Origin of the sequence: Natronococcus roseus, from assembly GCF_043677095.1 — an archaeon.
Lineage (GTDB): Archaea > Halobacteriota > Halobacteria > Halobacteriales > Natrialbaceae > Natronococcus > Natronococcus roseus.
In genome coordinates this window covers 98,354-114,303 of record NZ_JBHLJR010000005.1, presented here as the reverse complement: position 1 = coordinate 114,303, position 15,950 = coordinate 98,354, and the positions used below count along the sequence as shown (strand labels likewise).

The window sequence follows — 15,950 nt, the reverse complement described above, 5'->3', positions numbered from 1 at the left end:
CTGACGTTCCGGGGAGCGGTACCACTCGTAGCCGTCCGAGAGACGGCGAACGACCAGCAGTCACAGATTACACCATGACCGAAACCGAATTTCCCTGGGGAACGGTAACCCACGAGACCGAGTCGAAAACCGGAGAAACGACCGTCGAGATAACCGTCGAGTCCGAAGACAGCGTCTCGGTCGCGACGATCGCAGCTCCCGACGCGACGAACGTCTTCCTCGACGGGAACGGCCCGAGTGACGACGAGCGAGACCTCGAGGCGGAGACGTTCCAGTGGGGGGCAGTGACTTACGAGAGCGATCCCGACGCCGGCGCAACCGACGTCAAAGTGATCGTCGACGCCGAAGACGACATCGACCTCTCGGTGACCACGATTTCCGACGGCGCCGAGTCGACCTCGAGGTCGACCGTCCGGACCGACGACTTCGGTGACCAGTTCTCGGACACCGCAAGTACGGCCGTCTCCCAATCCAGCAGCACGTCGGTCACCCGTTCGACGAACGTGTCACGATCTTCGAACGTCTCGCAGTCTTCGAATGTCTCACAGTCGACGAACGTCTCGCAGTCTTCGACCACGTCGTCCGGAGACGACCGGGACGATCCGACCTCGATCCCGATCGACGACACCGGCGACGAGGACGAGTGAACCGTCCGCCCTACTCGCCCAGGATCGCTGTCGTTCGCTCCTCGAGGATTGGAAGAAAGTTTCTATCGAAGGCGCTCGAAGCGGTCGACCGCGAACGAATCGGCGGCGGACGCCGTCTCGTCAACGCTCGGTCTCTTCGTCCAGGAGTGCGGATTCGGCGCGGCGAGCGACCTCCCGAACCGGGAGGCCGCTCTCTCGAGCCACTCGCGCCGCGTCGTCGTACTCGGCGCTGACGTCGTAGATATCACCGTCGGCGTCGCTCGCGAGTTTGACTGTCACCTCGTAGCTCCCGCCCTCGAGCTCGAGTTCGACGGTCTCGAACTCCCGGTCGGCGATCCAGCGGTGGGTCGCGCCCGCCTCCCTGATCCCGAGGGTGCCGGTCTCCTCGGCTAGCGTTCGCGCAACTCGCTTTCGGTCCTCGGGTTTGCAGATCACCTTCACGAGATGGCCGGGTCGGGACTTCTTCATCGTCACCGGGACGATCGTAACATCGCGCGCGCCCGCGTCCGCGAGCGTCTCCTGAAGACCGCCGAGCACCTCCGGCGTCGCGTCGTCGAGGTTCGTCTCGAGGACGGCAATGTCGTCGCGGACGAGTTCGCTGCCGCCGTCACCCACCAGCACTCGAAGCACGTTCGGATGTGGATCGAGATCGTAGCCGCCGGCACCGTACCCGGCGGACTCGAGCTCCAGTGCGGGCAGCGACTCCACGCCGTCGGCGAGGTGACCCAGAATCGCCGCCCCGGTCGGCGTCAGCAGTTCGGCGTCGACGGGACCACCCTGCAGCGACCAGTCGGCTTGCTCGGTGATTTCGACGACTGCAGGGGTGGGGACGGGGTACTCGCCGTGACTCATGCCGACGCTGCCGCCGCCGGTCGACAGCGGGGTCGTGACGATTCGCTCGGGCTCGAGGTCGTGAACGAGCGCGACCGCACCGACGACGTCGGCGATGGCGTCGTCGGCGCCGACCTCGTGGAAGTGGATTTCCTCGAGGGATTCGCCGTGGACGCTCGCCTCGGCCTCGCTGAGCAGCTCGAAGATCGCGAGGGCATCGCGTTCGATCGCGTCGTCGAGACCCATTCCCTCGACGATCCTACGGACCTCGAGGTAGCTGCGGTGGGGGCCGTGGCCCTCGGCTGGAACCGCGTCGCTCGAGTCGTCGTGGTCGTGAACGTGGCCGTGGCCATGCTGATCCGGATCGTTATCGTCGTGGTCGTGGGCGTGTCCGTAGCCGTGGGATTCCGAGTCTCCTCGATCGTGATCGTGGACGTGACCGTGGCTCCCCTCGTGAGAACCCGAGTCGGATCCCTCGTCGGCATCTGTCAGCACGACGTCGACGGTCGTCGCCGCGATCCCGCACTTGACGGCGTCGTCGATCCGGTACTCGAGGTCGAGTTCGTTCGTGACGGGCTCGAGGGCGGCCGGATCGGCGCCGGCGTCGAGCAACGCGGCGAGGAGCATGTCGCCGCTTGCACCCAGTCGGCCGTCGAACGCGAGCGTGTGCATACTCGTAGGGGCGGCTGGCGCGGGCAAAAAGCCACCCTCTTTGCGGGCGGAAGGGGCGCCCGCGACCGAAGGCGGTACCTCTATGTGTCTTGCCACCTCAGTTAGATGTGGTGACAACTAGCACGGTGTGGGTTCACGGTAGCAAAAAGCCTATCCGGTACCGAATCGGAATCACTGACATCGCCGTCCATCCCGAATCATGAACGAAGTCCAACTGGAGGTTGCGAAAGCGTACCCGAACGACTCGGGTCGCGGTATCGCCCGACTCGACCCGGACACGCTGTTACATCTAAAGCTGAGTCCGGGCGACATCATCGAGATCGAAGGCGCGGATACGACCGCCGCGAAGGTGTGGCGTGCGGATCGACAGGACTGGAACACGGACACCGTCCGGATCGACGGCTTCACCCGACAGAACGCCGACGTCGGTATCGGCGAGCGAGTGACGATCCGGAAGGCCGAGGCGACGAAGGCCGACGAACTCGTCCTCGCACCGCCCGAGGAGGCGTCGGTCCAGTTCGGTTCCGACGCCGCCGGCATGGTCAAACGCCAGATCCTCAAGCGCCCGGTCGTCGGCCGCGACATCGTCCCCGTGATGAGCTCGACGAACCACCCCTTCATGCGCTCGCCCGGCCAGGCGATCCCGCTGATCGCCGTCGAGACTGAGCCCGAGGGTGTGGTTTTGATCACCGAAGACACCGACGTCGAACTCCGCGAGGAACCCATCAGCGGTTTCGAAAAGACCGGCGGCGGGATCACCTACGAGGACATCGGGGGCCTGCAAGACGAGATCCAGCGGGTCCGCGAGATGGTCGAGCTGCCGATGAAACATCCCCAGATCTTCAAGAAGCTGGGGATCGAGCCGCCACAGGGCGTGTTGCTACACGGCCCGCCCGGCACGGGGAAGACCCTGCTCGCCAAAGCGGTGGCCAACGAGACCTCGGCGAGTTTCTTCTCCATCGCCGGACCGGAGATCATCTCGAAGTACTACGGGGAAAGCGAACAGCAGCTCAGGGAGATCTTCGAGGACGCAAGCGAGGAGTCGCCCGCGATCATCTTCATCGACGAACTCGACTCCATCGCACCCAAACGGGAGGACGTGACCGGCGAGGTCGAGCGCCGGGTCGTCGCCCAGCTGCTGACGATGATGGACGGCCTCGAGGCCCGCGGCCAGGTGATCGTCATCGCCGCGACCAACCGGGTCGACAGCGTCGACCCCGCCCTGCGTCGGCCGGGTCGGTTCGACCGCGAGATCGAGATCGGCGTCCCCGACGAGGTAGGTCGCGAGGAGATCCTCCAGATCCACACGCGCGGGATGCCGCTGTCGGACGACGTGGATCTGGCCCACATGGCCGACGAAACCCACGGCTTCGTCGGCGCCGACATCGAGAGTCTGACCAAGGAGGCCGCGATGAAGGCCCTGCGCCGATACCTCCCGGAGATCGACCTGGACGAGGAGGACATTCCGCCGAGTCTGATCGACCGGATGATCGTCAAGCGCCAGGACTTCCGCGGCGCCCTGAACGAGGTCGAGCCCTCGGCGATGCGGGAGGTGCTCGTCGAGCTGCCGAAGATCTCCTGGGACGACGTCGGCGGACTCCACACCGCGAAGGAGCAGGTCCAGGAGTCCGTCGAGTGGCCGCTGAACAACCCCGAGCGGTTCGAGCGACTGGGGATCGATCCGCCGGCGGGCGTCCTGCTGTACGGACCGCCGGGCACCGGGAAGACGCTGATGGCGAAAGCCGTCGCCAACGAGACCAACGCCAACTTCATCTCGGTCCGGGGCCCACAGCTGCTCAGCAAGTGGGTCGGCGAGTCCGAGAAGGCGATCCGCCAGACCTTCCGCAAAGCGCGGCAGGTGTCGCCGACGGTGATCTTCTTCGACGAGCTCGACGCGCTGGCGCCCGGCCGCGGCGGCGAGACCGGGTCGAACGTCTCCGAACGGGTCGTCAATCAACTCCTCACGGAACTCGACGGCCTCGAGGAGATGGAGAACGTGATGGTCATCGGCGCGACCAACCGACCCGACATGATCGACCCCGCTCTGTTGCGCTCGGGGCGGTTCGACCGGCTGGTGATGATCGGCGAGCCCGACATCGAGGGTCGCGAACGGATCCTCGACATCCACACCGAGGGGACGCCGATGGCCGCGGACGTCAACCTCCAGGAGATCGCCGAGATCACCGACGGCTACGTCGGCAGCGACCTCGAGTCGATCGCCCGCGAGGCCGCCATCGAGGCGCTCCGGGAGGACCACGAGGCCGACACCGTCGAGATGCGTCACTTCCGGCAGGCCATGGAGAACGTCCGCCCGACGATCACCGACGACATCCTCGACTACTACGAGCGGATCGAGGAGGAGTTCCAGGGCGGCTCGAGCGGCCCGGATCCGACCGGTCGCCGCGGCAGCCGGATCGGGTTCCAGTAGCGACTCGACCTCCCTTCTGCTGACGATAGGGTTCGATTTACGCTCCGTTCGATCGCTACCGGCTCGGTTTCCGAACGGTTTCGTTCCCGCGACGACGCCGCGCCGCCAGGCGGTTCGGACGGTTCGATGTTCGTTTCCGGTGGTTCGATCGATCGTTCGCTCGGCCAAACAGCTGGAACCCCTAGCTACACAGTCATATTCTCGAGCCGTGGCTCTGAGGGCGCGTTGCGGGCGCAACCGCTCTCACCGACCGCGAGTCCGCGTTCGGTTCGGTTCAGTTCGACCCTTATTCGGATGAACCGTCCACAACCGATCGAAACGGTCGCGCCGATATATGTGACGCCGAGTGGGAACGCGAGTCGTGGTCAGGTGTTTCGATGGCTAACTCTTCAACGACTCACGACTCCCGCGCCGAGGGACGGGACGGCGATCGGCTCCTCGAGCGACTCGCCCCCCACGTCGCCGACTCCGTTCGGAAGGCCGGCTTCTGGTCGGCGATCGTGCTCCCCTTTCTGTACGTCCCGCTGCTGGCGACCGGCCTGTCGACGGCGACCGAGACCGCCACGTTTCTGGCCCTGCTCGGGCTCAACCTCGCCGCGCTCTACGTCGGCCACGCGTACGGTCGGTAGGGCGCGCCGTTAGCTCGATCCCCACCGCCTGACCGCGGCGACCTCCTGGCCGATCGCACGACGCTTCACGAGGACGAACCCGCAGGCGATCAGCGCGAACCCGGCAATCGTCGCCGCATCGATCACCTCGCCGAGGTACAGCCAGCCGACGATCGCCGTGAACACCGGGGCGACGTAGGAGACCATGTTGATCTCGACGGCGCCGAGTCGCTCGAGCAGATCGAAGTACAGCAGAAAGCCGAGCGCGCTCGCGACGATCGAGAGGTACGCGAGCGCCCCGATCGCCTCGAGATCGGTCCAGGTGGCCGGCTCGATCGGCTCGCGGAGGCCGAGGCTCACGAGGTGCATCAGGGCTGCCCCGCCGAGCATCGACCAGGCCTCCATCGTCTCGATCGGCAGATCGGCCTCGAGCCGCCTCGTGAGGACGCTGCCGAGCGCGAACGCCGCGGCCGCACAGAACACCAGCAGCTTCGCGACGGCGTCGGTCGCGAACAGGTTCGACGGGTCGGGCTGGACGACGACGCCGACCCCGACGAGGCCGACGCAGACGCCGGCGACGCCGACGGGCGACAGCGCATCGGACGGAACGAGCGCCCGCGCGAACCCGGTCGTCAACACCGGGGAGAGGCTCACCAGCACCGCCGCGGCGGCGGCGGTCGTGTGCTGCTGGCCGACGAAGAGAAAGACGTGGTAGGCGCCGATCAACAGCGCCGCGCCGACCGCGACGGTCGCCCACTCCTCGCGCCCGGTGGGTCGCCAGTGATCGACGGCGTAGATCGCGTACGCGAGCATCGCTACACCCGCGACGTCGTAGCGAAGCGCCGCGAACAACACCGGCGGAAAGTGATCGAGCCCCGCGCTGATCGCGACGAACGAACTACCCCAGGCAGCGGCGAGAACCAAGAAGAGAGCGAGGTTTCGGTAGCGGCTCACGGTCACCGTTTCGCGGGCGACCTGCTATGCGTTTCGAATCTACAGCAGCGGCTTCTCGCGGATCTCCGGCTCCGACTCGGTCTGCTTGAACTGCTCGAGCAGCGGCCGGATGTCGTCGAACCCCTCCGTCAGGACGATATCGCCGCTTCGGAGGTCGTAGTCGAGGATACCGTAATCGGCCAGCCGCGGGAGGTGATTGTGGATCAGCGAGACGTATACGCGCTGTCTGTCCTCCGAGTCGACCGAACCGCCCTCGCCGCGCTCCCAGGCGGCGATCTCGGAGACGACGTCCTCGAGGTTCCCCCGCCGCGTCTCGGCTAGCTGGTAGAGGAGGTACCGACGCTCGGACTCGGCCAGCAGCGAACAGGCAGCTTCCATGCGAGATGGGGTCTGCGTCATATCTGAGGGAAGCCGCCGTTTGTAATTACACCTGCTGCCAAAACGGTTTGGGCCGAGCGAGTGATGCTCTCGCATTCGGCTGCTCGAAAAAAAGGTGGACGGCCGACTACCGCTCCGGTGCGGGCGCCTCGCGTCGCCCGGCCTCCTCGTCGTAGAGGTGGCAGGCGACGGGATGGTCATCGGCCTCGAGGGCCGGATTCCGCCGCTCGCAGACGCTCTCGTACTCCTCGCGGAGCCGCTCGGCTGCCTCCTCCCAGTCGCCGACCGCGACCGACGCCAGCGCGTCCTCGACGACCCCGTCGTGTCGCGGCGGAAGCTCGGTCTCGAGCAGTCGCCCCTTCAGCGCCATCGCGAACGCGTCGGCGTCGGCCGCGGCGACGGTCCCGTCCTCGAGGTCGAACTCGTCCTCGTCGCCGACGGTCTCGAGGGAGATATCGCGGCTCTCGACGCGCTCGCGGAGCGTCATCAGCTCGCGGAAGGTCTCCTGGTCGATCTCGAGGTCCGCGGGCGGAATCACCTTCGGACACCGGGTCCGGAATCGACAGCCACTCGGCGGATCCCGCGGCGAGGGAACGTCCCCGGAGAGGGTTTCGCGCTCGCGGTCGCGCTCGTCGGTTGAGGCTCGCGGCACGCTGTCGAGCAACGCCCGTGTGTAGGGGTGTTTCGGGTCCTCGAACAGCTCATCGACGGGACCGATCTCGACGATCTCGCCGAGGTACATCACGGCGACCCGGTCACAGACGTGACGGATCACCGAGAGATCGTGGCTGATCAGCAGGTAAGTGAGATCGAACTCCGTCTGCAGATCGTTGAGCAGGTTCAGCACCTGCGCCTGGACCGAGACGTCCAGCGCCGACGTCGGCTCGTCGAGCACCATGAACTCCGGCTCGAGCGCGAGCGCCCGGGCAATGCCGATGCGCTGGCGCTGGCCGCCCGAGAACTCGTGAGGGTAGCGATCGAGCTGGTCGACCGAGAGCCCGACCCGCTCGAGGAGGTCCCGCGCGCGGTCGAGTCGGAGCTGCTTCGTCGAACGGCCGACCGAAACGTGGACTTCGATCCCGTCGCCGCGCTCGACGTCGATCGAGAGATCCTCGGCGACCTCCGCGACGGCGCCCTCGGCTTCGGCGACGCCCCGCTCGTCGGGGTCGACGTCGCCCGCGACGTCGCTCGAGCGGACGGTAACGTGGACCGTCGCGACCCCGTCGACCGGCGAAACGAGCTTGTCGACGTCGTCGGCGACGGTCACCGAGACGATATCCGCGGAGATCCCGTCGGTTCGCAACTCGGCGCGGCTCTCGACGTCGGCGTCGGTCCAGGGCCAGTCGTGGATCTCGAGGGGCTGGGTGACGATTCCGCCGATCGTCATCCGGGGATCCAGACTCGAGAACGGGTCCTGAAAGACGACCTGGGCGTTCCGCCGGAACTCGGTCAGCGACTTGCCCTCGAGGTCGTAGACACTGCTTCCGTCGAAAGCGACGTCGCCGTCGGTCGGCTCCTGGAGGCGAAGGACGGTCTCGCCCGTGGTCGATTTCCCACAGCCGGACTCGCCGACGAGCCCGAGCGTTTCGCCGGGTCGGATGTCGAAGCTCACGCCGTCGACGGCCCGGACGGGAACCGGATCGTCGCCGAGCAGTCGATCGAGGACGGAGTCGTTCTCCCAGAAGTACTTCTGGAGCCCGTCGACGCGGACGAGGGGATCGTCGGCGCTCATCGGCGCTCACCTCCCGATCCCTCAATGGTCGACTCTGCCCGCTCGGGCTGGACGTCGTCCTCGAACCCGTCGGGATCGGCGTGTTTGTCGACCGCCGTTCGGTCGTCCTTCCCGAAGTAGTCGGCCGGCAGTGCGCGCGCCTCGGTGTACTCCCGGGTCGCGAGCACGCAGCGCACCTCATGTTCCGCGCTTCCGGCGCCGTCGTACTCCGGCGGGTGGGAGAGACAGTCCTCCATCGCCTTCGGACAGCGATCCACGAAGTAACACCGATCGGGCATCTCGTGGTCGAGCAGGCTCGGCACGTTGCCCGGAATCGGCTCGAGACGGCCTCCCGCTCCCTCCAGGTCCGGAATCGACCCCAACAGCCCCTCGGTGTAGGGGTGGACGTGGTCGTCGAAGACGTCCTCGAGCGTGCCCCGCTCGACGATCTCGCCGGCGTACATGACGCCGACGCGGTTGCACATTCGGGCGACAACGCCCAGGTTGTGCGTGATCAGCAGGATCGTCATGCCGGTCTCTTCCTGCAGGTCGTCGAGCAGATCGAGCACCTGGGCCTGGATCGTCACGTCGAGCGCCGTCGTCGGCTCGTCGGCAACCAGGATATCGGGTTCGCCGGCTAACGCCTGAGCGATCATCGCCCGCTGGAGCATCCCCCCGGAGTACTCGTGGGGGTACTCGTCGGCCCGTTCGACGGGGTCAGGGATACCGACTAGCTCGAGCAGCTCGATCGCCCGCTCGCGGCTGGCCTCGCTGACGTACTTCTTCGAGGGTAACACGGTCGACAGCATCAGCGTGCCAAGCGAGTACTCCTGGGTCTTCGCCCGCGTCGACCGGGGGTTCGCGCTCGCCCGCTGTTGGACCTCGACGGCCTCGGCGATCTGCTCGCCGACGGTGAGACTCGGATTGAAGCTGCTTTCGGGATCCTGGAAGATCATGCTGAACGACGAGCCCCGAAGCGACCGCCGGACCCGCTTTGGCACCTCGAGTAAGTTCACGAACGAGCCGTCGACGGCCTCGGGGTGGTCGTCGGCGACCGCGTCGGCGAGGTCGGGTTCGTTGAACCAGATCTCACCCTCGGTGATCTCGCCCGGCGATTCGATGAGGTCGATCACCGATCGGGCGGTCACGCTCTTCCCGCTGCCGCTCTCGCCGACGATCCCGACCACCTCGCCCCGTTCGATCCGGAGGTCGAGGTCCGAGACCGCGTTTACCTGTCCCTGTTCCGTGAAGAATCGCGTCGACAGTCCGTTTACGCGGAGAATATCCTCTGTCATGTTAGGCACCCCCTCCTTCGCCCTCGATGTTCGGATCCAGCGAGTCCCGGAGCCAGTCACCGAGGAGGTTGATACTGATCACCGACAGCACGATCCCGATCCCGGGGACCGTCGAGACCCACCAGGCCGTTCGGAGGTAGTCCTGGCCCTGCTGGATCTCGTACCCCCACGAGAGGGTCGTCCCTGAAAAGCCCAGGTACGACAGCGAGCTCTCGAGGATGATGACCGCCGCGACCTGGATCGTCGCGAGGACGATCACCGGCGTCAGGCTGTTCGGTAGCACGTGTTTGAGCAGGATCGTCGCGTTGCTCGCCCCGAGGCTGCGGGCGGCCTTGACGTACTCCTCGTTGCGGATCGCCATCGCCTCCCCGCGGGCGACCCGGGCGAACCACACCCAGGTGACGAGCCCGACCACGACGGTTATCGTCCCGGGCAATATCGTCGCCGAGGGCATCCCCTCGGCGAAGCCGGCTGCGACGATCGGATCGGGGATCGGTATCGACAGCGAGCCGAAGACGCCGATCAGCGCGAGCGCCAACACCAGCGACGGGAACGCGAGCATGACGTCGGCGACCCGCATCATCGCGTCGTCGACCCGTCCGCCGTAGTATCCCGACACCAGCCCGAACGGGACGCCCATCGCCACCGCGAGCCCGGTGCCGAGTATGCCCACGAGTAGGGAGGTGCGGGCGCCGTACAGGAGCCGCGAGAAGACGTCCTGTCCGACGTTGTTCGTCCCGAGGTAGTGGTCGCTCGAGTACTCGACGGAGTAGGGCTCGCGCTCGCCGTCGACGACCTCGTAGGAGTCGTAACTGATCCCCATCGGCGGGTAGGAGTTGCCGTCGTCGAAGTGGCCCGTCGTGTTCGGGTTGTGCGTCGCGAGGACGGGAGCGAAAAGCGCCATCAACACGACAACGACGAGGATCGCGAGTCCGATTTTCGGCAGCAGGTTTCGCCGGAACTCCTGTCTGAGGTTGGATTTGATTCGGTCCGAAATCATTCGTCTAGCACCCGCGGGTTGAGTTTCGCGTAGATCGCGTCGACGCCGATATTGATGACCACGAAGCTAACACCGATGAAGATGATGATGCCCTGAATGAGCGGCCAGTCCAGGTTATGTATCGCGTTGATGAGCCGCAGCCCGAGGCCGGGCCAGGAGAAGACGGTCTCCGTGACGACCGCGCCGCCGATCAGCTGGCCGAGCTGCAGTCCCAACACGGTGATGATCGGGATCATCGTGTTCCGGAGGACGTGTTTGTACCGGACCAGCGTCTCCGGAATGCCCTTCGCCTCGGTCGCGGTCACGTACGGTTTCCCGTACTCGTCGAGCATGCCGCTTCTGGTCAGCCGGGTGATCAACGCGGTGAAGTACGTTCCCAGGGTGACCGCCGGGAGGATGATGTGGTGGAGCCAGGTGAGCAGATCGCCGACGTAAAACGTCGTCAGGAACATCCACAAGGCGTCGTGGAACGCCACCGGGCGACGGCCCGTCGGGAACACGTCCAGCTGAACGGCCAGCAGCAGGATCAACATGATCCCCAGCCAGAAGTTCGGCGTACTGATCCCCAGGAGCGAGAACGACGTCGCACCGTAGTCGGCGGGCTCGTTGCGACGGGTCCCGCTGATGACGCCGAGCGGGATCGCAATCACGAGCGCGACGATCGTCGCTGCGATCGCAAGCTCTAGCGTTGCGGGAACGCGCTCTATGACCATCGTCGAGACCGGTCGGCTCGCCTGGTAGGAGTAGCCCAGATCACCAACTAGTAGGTCCTGCAAGTAGTCGGCGTACTGTACGTAGATCGGTTGATCCAGTCCGAGTTCCTGTCGGATCTGTTCACGGGTTGCCTGGTCGACGGCCGGGTCGACGATCAGGTTGACCGGGTCGCCGGGTGTCACTGCCCGGAGCCCGAACAACACCGTCACGACCCCCCAGACGACGAGGATCCCCTGCAAGGTTCGCTTGAGCAAGAATTTTCCAAAAGCCATTGGTATGTCGATCGAACGCTGTTAGACGTATCGGTAGCCGAATTTTTTGCCAGGAGTATGTGGTTCTTCCGGAATAGCGATCTGAAACGTTTCCACCCCTCCCTTCGGAGTCTCAGCTATCGAGCTCCCAGAGGTAGATGCTCTCGTCGGTCCGGGGCTCCCACTCGAGGTCCTCGCGGACCCCGTAGACGCTGTCCTGGGAGTGGAGGAACACCCACGGCGCCTCCTCCCGGAGCTCCTCGTTGATCTCCTGGAGCTGCTGTTCGCGTTCGTCCTCGTCCTCGATCGTCTGGCTCTCGAGGATCGCCTCGGAGATCTCCTCGTTGCGAAGCGTCTCCTGTGGTGCCTCCTCGACGAAGAACGGTGCGAGCCCGTAGTCGGAGTCGCCCGTGATGACGCCCCAGCCGATCAGGAAGAACGGCATCTCCTCGTCGTCGTAGCCGGCGCTGTTGGCGTCGGAGATATCCGGAAACGGCGCGGTGTCGAAGGTACAGTCGACGTTGTCGAGCTGGTCGATCTGGTCGGCAGCCATCTGGGCGACGTCGGCGTCGTTGAGGTACCGGCCCTCCGGGGAGTACAGCGTGATCTCCTCGCCCGCGTAGCCGCTCTCCTCGACCAGCTCCTCGGCCTGCTCTATGTCCTGCTCGTAGGTGTCGAGGTCCGGGTTGTGGCCGAACACACCATCGGGAATCGGCTGGGTCATCGCCTCGCCGTACCCGCCCAGCGCGTCGGAGATGATTCCCTCGTTGTCGACGGCGTAGTTCATCGCCTGGCGGAACTCGGTGCTGTCGAACGGCTCGACGCCCGATTTCATCACGAGGAAGACGTTCCGGAGGCTGGTCTCTTCGCGAATCTCGACGCCGTCGGCGTCGTCGACGCCCGGCACGTCCTCGGGAATGATGTTGTCGACGATGTCGCTCTCGCCGGTTTCCAGCGCGTTCGCGCGACCGCTGGACTCGCCGTCCTGGTTGAAGACGACCCGTTCGAGGGTCGCTTCGTCACCCCAGTAGTCCTCGAACGGCTCGAGAACGACCTGGACGTCCGGCTCGTACTCGACGACCTCGTAGGGACCGGTGCCGTTGAACGCCTCCTCGTCGTCGCCGGCGACCGGCTGTTCTTGCTCCTCGATCCACTCCTGGTTGACGACGCGGCCGTAGTTCGCGTACTCGAACTCCGCCAGCGACGGCGCGACGTCGTGTTCCAGGAGGACGGTCGTGTCGTCGAGCGCCTCCGCGTTGTCGATCGCGCCCAGCCCGGCCGCCTGGTCGCTCTCGATACCGAGCTCGGGGTCGATCATCCGGTTGAACGTGTAGGCGACGTCCTCGGCGGTCATCTCGTCGCCGTTGTGGAAGACGACGTCGTCGCGCAGCGTGAGTTCGGCGCCGTCGTCGGTGTCCTCCCACTCCTCGACGACCCGGGATTCGAACTCGAACTCCGGCGTCACGTTGAACAGCGGCTCGTAGACGGGGTCGAGGACGTTGAAGTACGGTCCCGTGATGTGGTCGTTCGGATCCGGATTCTCGATGATCTCCCCCTGCGTGATCACGATCTCGTCTAGGTCGTCGTCGTCGTCGCCCTCGGGGTCGTCGAGACAGCCCGCGATGGCGCCCAGACCAGCCGTTGCACCGATTACGCCGGTGGCCTTCAGCACGGATCGCCGACCGGAATACAGGTTGTCAGCACCCTTCATACTCTATGAAATAGGTGTATGTAATATAAAGGTTGGTTGTTTGTTACGCGGTTTTGGACCAGATCCGTGCAGGTATCGACAGTAAGAAGCCATACTGTACAACTATTTACAACCAGACTCGAGTTTGTAGCGATCGCTCGACTGCTCTGGCTGATACCGGCCACAAGTTTAAGTGAGCTAGATGACCTACATCCAGTATGGCCGCTCACGGCCGGTCTGCCCTGCGGGACCTGTTCGACGAGTCGCCCACGCCCCACATCGCCCACCCTCCACGAACCCACCATCGCGACTTCTACGTCGCTACCGATGGGTCCTTTCGCGAGTCGGGCGGTGGCCTGGGCGCCGTCATCGAAACGCGCGACGGCACCCGCGTCGCTCGGATCGCGACCGCGGACGCGCCGCCGGACAACAACGTCGCCGAGTACCGAGCGCTACATCTCGGCCTCGACGTGCTGGCGGCTCGAGCCCCGGCGGACGCTCGGGTCGGCGTTCTCATCGATCACGATGCCCTCGCCAGCAACGTCAACAACACCGTCCTCGCCATCGGTCATCCCGACCGGAAGCCACCACAGCCGATCTCGGTGCCGACGGCTACCCGGTATCACTGGCGCGGGATTCAAGCACGACTCAACGGCTTCGCGGAGATCCGCGCCGCACGGATCGACAGCGATCAGAACCCCGCTCATCCGCTCGCGAACGCGCCGGCACAGTACCAGCACGTCAACCGCGAACCCGATCGCTGCGTTCTCCCCGAACCGCCCGAGGCGACCGCGCCGACCGAGTTCCCGCCGCCCTCGCGGGCCGACCGCAACGGCGGAGGCCGCGCCTCGGACTGAGTCCGACCGGAACCGCCATCGTTTTTCCGTCCCTCGAGAGAGTCGTCCTCGATGAGTCTTCGCGTCGCCGTCGCAGCCCCCTTCATCCAGCACGGAACCGACCGCCTGCAGGAACACGCCGTCGTCGTCGCGCTCTCGCTGGATCGCGACTGGTTCTCGCCCGACCAGGCGAAGCGGCTGATCGACGTCGCGACCCAGGAGGGGCTGCTCGACCACGAGGACGGCGACCTCGTCGCCGCCTTCGACCCCACCGACGTTCGGATCCCCGAGGAGTTCGTCCCCGACGAGGATCTGCTCCGGGAACGGTCGGCGTTCGAGCGGGTTCTCGACGGCCTCGTCGCCGAGGGCGTCGAGAAACACGAGGCGGTCGGCGCGATAAACGGCCTGCAGGGGGAGCTGGGGGTGACGATCGAGACCGCGGCCGTCGTCTACGCTCGCCGCCGGGGGATCGACGTCTCCGAACTCGTCCCGGTCGCTCGCTCGGCGCTGATCGAAGAGCGTTAGGTCGCCGACGACCGACCTCGGCCATGGTCGAGGAACGAACCACCGACGGCCGACGGATCGCCGAACTGCTCGCCTCGGAGCTCGACGGACGCGAGGACGGGGCGCTCGAGACCGTCTCGGTCACGGACGCAGACCGGAACGTCGAGCCGTCGGCCGACGGCGCGCGGGCGTACGACCTCGTCGCCGGAACGGAGGCCGACCGCATCGCCCGGGTGTTCATCCACCCGGATCGGCTCCGCCTCGAGTTCGAGCGCGGGCAGGAGCTCGCGGCCGAGACGGCGACGGGCCTCGAGTTGCGCGTCCGACCGAAAGCATCGAAACCGCCGAAGACGCTGGTGTTCGTCGAGAACGGCGCCGCGGTAAAACGAGCGACCGACGTCGTCGACGCCGTCGTCGCGGACGGCTAACGCTCCTCGAGCGCTACGATCCGATCGTCGAGTTCGTCCCCTCGAGCGCGGCGACCGCCTCGGGGACCGCCGTCGCGACGGCCTCCTGTTCGACGTGAGCGGCCGCACGCGGGTCGGGTTCAGGGCCGTCCTCGAGCAGGATCTGGATCGCGGTCATCCCGGCTCCGGTCGCACCCTCGACGTCGGCCTCGACCTCGTCGCCGACGTACACCGTCCGTTCGGGATCGACGGCGAGCTCGTCCGCGATCGCCTCGAACGCGCGAGGATCGGGTTTGCCCGCCTCGAGCTCGCCGGTTACCAGCGCCGCGTCGAAGGCGTCCTCCCAGCCGAGCGTCGTCAGCTTGTCCCGCTGGGCGCGGACGGGACCGTTCGTCAGCAGTCCGATCCGGTAGCGCTCGTGTAGCGTCGCGAGCATGGACTCGACGCCCGGCAGGGGCTCGAGGTCGGCGGCGATCTCCTCGCGGTAGGCCGCGGCGACCTCGGCCGGCTCGGCATCGGTCTCCCGGTCCTCGAGCAGCTCGGTGAAGATCGGCTCCCGGGTTTCCTGCGTGAGGTTCCGGCGATGGGCCTCGAGGTAGTCGGCTCGGGACAGTTCGGGCGCGCCGGCGGCGTCGGTCGCCGCCTCGAGGATCGTCGTCCGATCCCGCTGGGGAACCGCGAGCGTGTAATCGAGGTCGAAGACGACCGCCTGTAACATATCCGACCGAAGGGGTTCGACTCGTTTGAAGCTACCGTTCGGTCGGAGCCCGCCGGGGCGGCGCGAAAGGCCGGATTTACTAGCGGGTCCGCCGTATCGACGACTATGCTCGACTCAGTTGCCGTCGCCGATCTCGTTCGAAACCTCGGAATGTACGCCGTCGGGGTCGGACTCGCCGTGTTCGGAGCGCTCGCGCTCGCCGACGCAATAGAGCTGTCCGTACTCCTCGCGATGGTGCTGTTCGTCGGCGGGCTCGCGCTCGTCGTCGTCGTCCACGAGTATCTGGGTGGTCCCATCTGAGGACGC

Annotated in this window: 16 protein-coding genes; 7 read left to right on the top strand and 9 right to left on the bottom strand. The window is 66.1% G+C overall.

The window, feature by feature from the left end:
* Nucleotides 1-74: 74 nt before the first annotated feature.
* Complete coding sequence (locus ACFEMD_RS14625) at nucleotides 75-647, top strand: hypothetical protein (RefSeq protein WP_394741797.1); 573 nt, start codon at nucleotides 75-77, stop codon at nucleotides 645-647.
* 120 nt (nucleotides 648-767) lie between these two features.
* Here the strand turns inward: ACFEMD_RS14625 and larC are convergent, their stop codons facing one another.
* Nucleotides 768-2,150: a nickel pincer cofactor biosynthesis protein LarC gene (gene larC / locus ACFEMD_RS14620; protein WP_394741794.1), complete on the bottom strand. Its 1,383-nt coding sequence runs from the start codon at nucleotides 2,148-2,150 to the stop codon at nucleotides 768-770.
* A 199-nt stretch (nucleotides 2,151-2,349) separates the two neighbouring features.
* On the opposite strand from larC, the gene ACFEMD_RS14615 reads away from it, so the two are divergent.
* Both ACFEMD_RS14615 and ACFEMD_RS14610 read left to right on the top strand, forming a co-directional pair.
* Nucleotides 2,350-4,578 carry a CDC48 family AAA ATPase gene (locus ACFEMD_RS14615; RefSeq protein WP_394741793.1) on the top strand — a complete coding sequence of 743 codons (2,229 nt, stop codon included), beginning with the start codon at nucleotides 2,350-2,352 and terminating at the stop codon, nucleotides 4,576-4,578.
* A 377-nt stretch (nucleotides 4,579-4,955) separates the two neighbouring features.
* Complete coding sequence (locus tag ACFEMD_RS14610) at nucleotides 4,956-5,207, top strand: hypothetical protein (protein ID WP_394741791.1); 252 nt, start codon at nucleotides 4,956-4,958, stop codon at nucleotides 5,205-5,207.
* Nucleotides 5,208-5,216: 9 nt separating this feature from the next.
* On the opposite strand, the gene ACFEMD_RS14605 is transcribed toward ACFEMD_RS14610, so the two are convergent.
* The 7 genes from ACFEMD_RS14605 to ACFEMD_RS14575 form a co-directional block, all read right to left on the bottom strand.
* A complete protein-coding gene (locus ACFEMD_RS14605) occupies nucleotides 5,217-6,140 on the bottom strand; it encodes a DMT family transporter (RefSeq protein ID WP_394741790.1) in 924 nt (307 codons plus the stop codon).
* Between the two features lie 39 nt (nucleotides 6,141-6,179).
* A complete protein-coding gene (locus ACFEMD_RS14600; protein ID WP_394741789.1) occupies nucleotides 6,180-6,539 on the bottom strand; it encodes a DUF7344 domain-containing protein in 360 nt (119 codons plus the stop codon).
* A gap of 106 nt (nucleotides 6,540-6,645) precedes the next feature.
* Complete coding sequence (locus ACFEMD_RS14595; protein ID WP_394741788.1) at nucleotides 6,646-8,250, bottom strand: ABC transporter ATP-binding protein; 1,605 nt, start codon at nucleotides 8,248-8,250, stop codon at nucleotides 6,646-6,648.
* Nucleotides 8,247-9,524, bottom strand: a complete 1,278-nt coding sequence (locus ACFEMD_RS14590) for an ABC transporter ATP-binding protein (RefSeq protein WP_394741787.1) — start codon at nucleotides 9,522-9,524, stop codon at nucleotides 8,247-8,249. Before ACFEMD_RS14590 ends, ACFEMD_RS14595 begins: the two co-directional genes overlap by 4 nt.
* 1 nt (nucleotide 9,525) lies before the next feature.
* The gene (locus ACFEMD_RS14585; protein WP_394741785.1) at nucleotides 9,526-10,524 is read right to left on the bottom strand and encodes an ABC transporter permease; all 999 of its coding nucleotides are present in this window, start codon (nucleotides 10,522-10,524) and stop codon (nucleotides 9,526-9,528) included.
* A complete protein-coding gene (locus ACFEMD_RS14580; RefSeq protein WP_394741784.1) occupies nucleotides 10,521-11,510 on the bottom strand; it encodes an ABC transporter permease in 990 nt (329 codons plus the stop codon). The genes ACFEMD_RS14585 and ACFEMD_RS14580 overlap by 4 nt, the downstream gene beginning before the upstream one ends.
* 112 nt (nucleotides 11,511-11,622) lie before the next feature.
* Nucleotides 11,623-13,200 carry an ABC transporter substrate-binding protein gene (locus ACFEMD_RS14575; RefSeq protein ID WP_394741782.1) on the bottom strand — a complete coding sequence of 526 codons (1,578 nt, stop codon included), beginning with the start codon at nucleotides 13,198-13,200 and terminating at the stop codon, nucleotides 11,623-11,625.
* Nucleotides 13,201-13,397: 197 nt separating this feature from the next.
* Here ACFEMD_RS14575 and ACFEMD_RS14570 point away from each other — a divergent pair, with 197 nt between their 5' ends.
* Genes ACFEMD_RS14570 through ACFEMD_RS14560 form a run of 3 tightly spaced genes read left to right on the top strand, consistent with a single transcriptional unit; the run spans nucleotide 13,398 to nucleotide 14,947 of the window.
* On the top strand, nucleotides 13,398-14,036 hold the full coding sequence (locus ACFEMD_RS14570; RefSeq protein WP_005559299.1) for a hypothetical protein: 639 nt from the start codon (nucleotides 13,398-13,400) through the stop codon (nucleotides 14,034-14,036).
* Nucleotides 14,037-14,087: 51 nt separating this feature from the next.
* Nucleotides 14,088-14,540, top strand: a complete 453-nt coding sequence (locus tag ACFEMD_RS14565) for a DUF2240 family protein (RefSeq protein WP_005559297.1) — start codon at nucleotides 14,088-14,090, stop codon at nucleotides 14,538-14,540.
* 23 nt (nucleotides 14,541-14,563) lie between these two features.
* Nucleotides 14,564-14,947, top strand: coding sequence for a hypothetical protein (locus ACFEMD_RS14560; protein ID WP_394741781.1), 384 nt, complete (start codon nucleotides 14,564-14,566; stop codon nucleotides 14,945-14,947).
* A gap of 13 nt (nucleotides 14,948-14,960) precedes the next feature.
* Here the strand turns inward: ACFEMD_RS14560 and ACFEMD_RS14555 are convergent, their stop codons facing one another.
* Nucleotides 14,961-15,644, bottom strand: a complete 684-nt coding sequence (locus tag ACFEMD_RS14555) for an HAD family hydrolase (RefSeq protein WP_394741780.1) — start codon at nucleotides 15,642-15,644, stop codon at nucleotides 14,961-14,963.
* Between the two features lie 105 nt (nucleotides 15,645-15,749).
* On the opposite strand from ACFEMD_RS14555, the gene ACFEMD_RS14550 reads away from it, so the two are divergent.
* The gene (locus ACFEMD_RS14550; protein WP_394741778.1) at nucleotides 15,750-15,944 is read left to right on the top strand and encodes a hypothetical protein; all 195 of its coding nucleotides are present in this window, start codon (nucleotides 15,750-15,752) and stop codon (nucleotides 15,942-15,944) included.
* Nucleotides 15,945-15,950 lie beyond the last annotated feature (6 nt).

Excerpts from the sequence above, each read along its gene's own strand:
- ACFEMD_RS14625 (WP_394741797.1), top strand. The coding sequence starts at position 75 with ATGACCGAAACCGAATTTCCCTGGGGAACGGTAACCCACGAGACCGAG.
- larC (WP_394741794.1), bottom strand. The coding sequence starts at position 2,150 with ATGCACACGCTCGCGTTCGACGGCCGACTGGGTGCAAGCGGCGACATG.
- ACFEMD_RS14615 (WP_394741793.1), top strand. The coding sequence starts at position 2,350 with ATGAACGAAGTCCAACTGGAGGTTGCGAAAGCGTACCCGAACGACTCG.
- ACFEMD_RS14610 (WP_394741791.1), top strand. The coding sequence starts at position 4,956 with ATGGCTAACTCTTCAACGACTCACGACTCCCGCGCCGAGGGACGGGAC.
- ACFEMD_RS14600 (WP_394741789.1), bottom strand. The coding sequence starts at position 6,539 with ATGACGCAGACCCCATCTCGCATGGAAGCTGCCTGTTCGCTGCTGGCC.
- ACFEMD_RS14595 (WP_394741788.1), bottom strand. The coding sequence starts at position 8,250 with ATGAGCGCCGACGATCCCCTCGTCCGCGTCGACGGGCTCCAGAAGTAC.
- ACFEMD_RS14590 (WP_394741787.1), bottom strand. The coding sequence starts at position 9,524 with ATGACAGAGGATATTCTCCGCGTAAACGGACTGTCGACGCGATTCTTC.
- ACFEMD_RS14585 (WP_394741785.1), bottom strand. The coding sequence starts at position 10,524 with ATGATTTCGGACCGAATCAAATCCAACCTCAGACAGGAGTTCCGGCGA.
- ACFEMD_RS14580 (WP_394741784.1), bottom strand. The coding sequence starts at position 11,510 with ATGGCTTTTGGAAAATTCTTGCTCAAGCGAACCTTGCAGGGGATCCTC.
- ACFEMD_RS14575 (WP_394741782.1), bottom strand. The coding sequence starts at position 13,200 with ATGAAGGGTGCTGACAACCTGTATTCCGGTCGGCGATCCGTGCTGAAG.
- ACFEMD_RS14570 (WP_005559299.1), top strand. The coding sequence starts at position 13,398 with ATGGCCGCTCACGGCCGGTCTGCCCTGCGGGACCTGTTCGACGAGTCG.
- ACFEMD_RS14565 (WP_005559297.1), top strand. The coding sequence starts at position 14,088 with ATGAGTCTTCGCGTCGCCGTCGCAGCCCCCTTCATCCAGCACGGAACC.
- ACFEMD_RS14560 (WP_394741781.1), top strand. The coding sequence starts at position 14,564 with ATGGTCGAGGAACGAACCACCGACGGCCGACGGATCGCCGAACTGCTC.
- ACFEMD_RS14555 (WP_394741780.1), bottom strand. The coding sequence starts at position 15,644 with ATGTTACAGGCGGTCGTCTTCGACCTCGATTACACGCTCGCGGTTCCC.
- ACFEMD_RS14550 (WP_394741778.1), top strand. The coding sequence starts at position 15,750 with ATGCTCGACTCAGTTGCCGTCGCCGATCTCGTTCGAAACCTCGGAATG.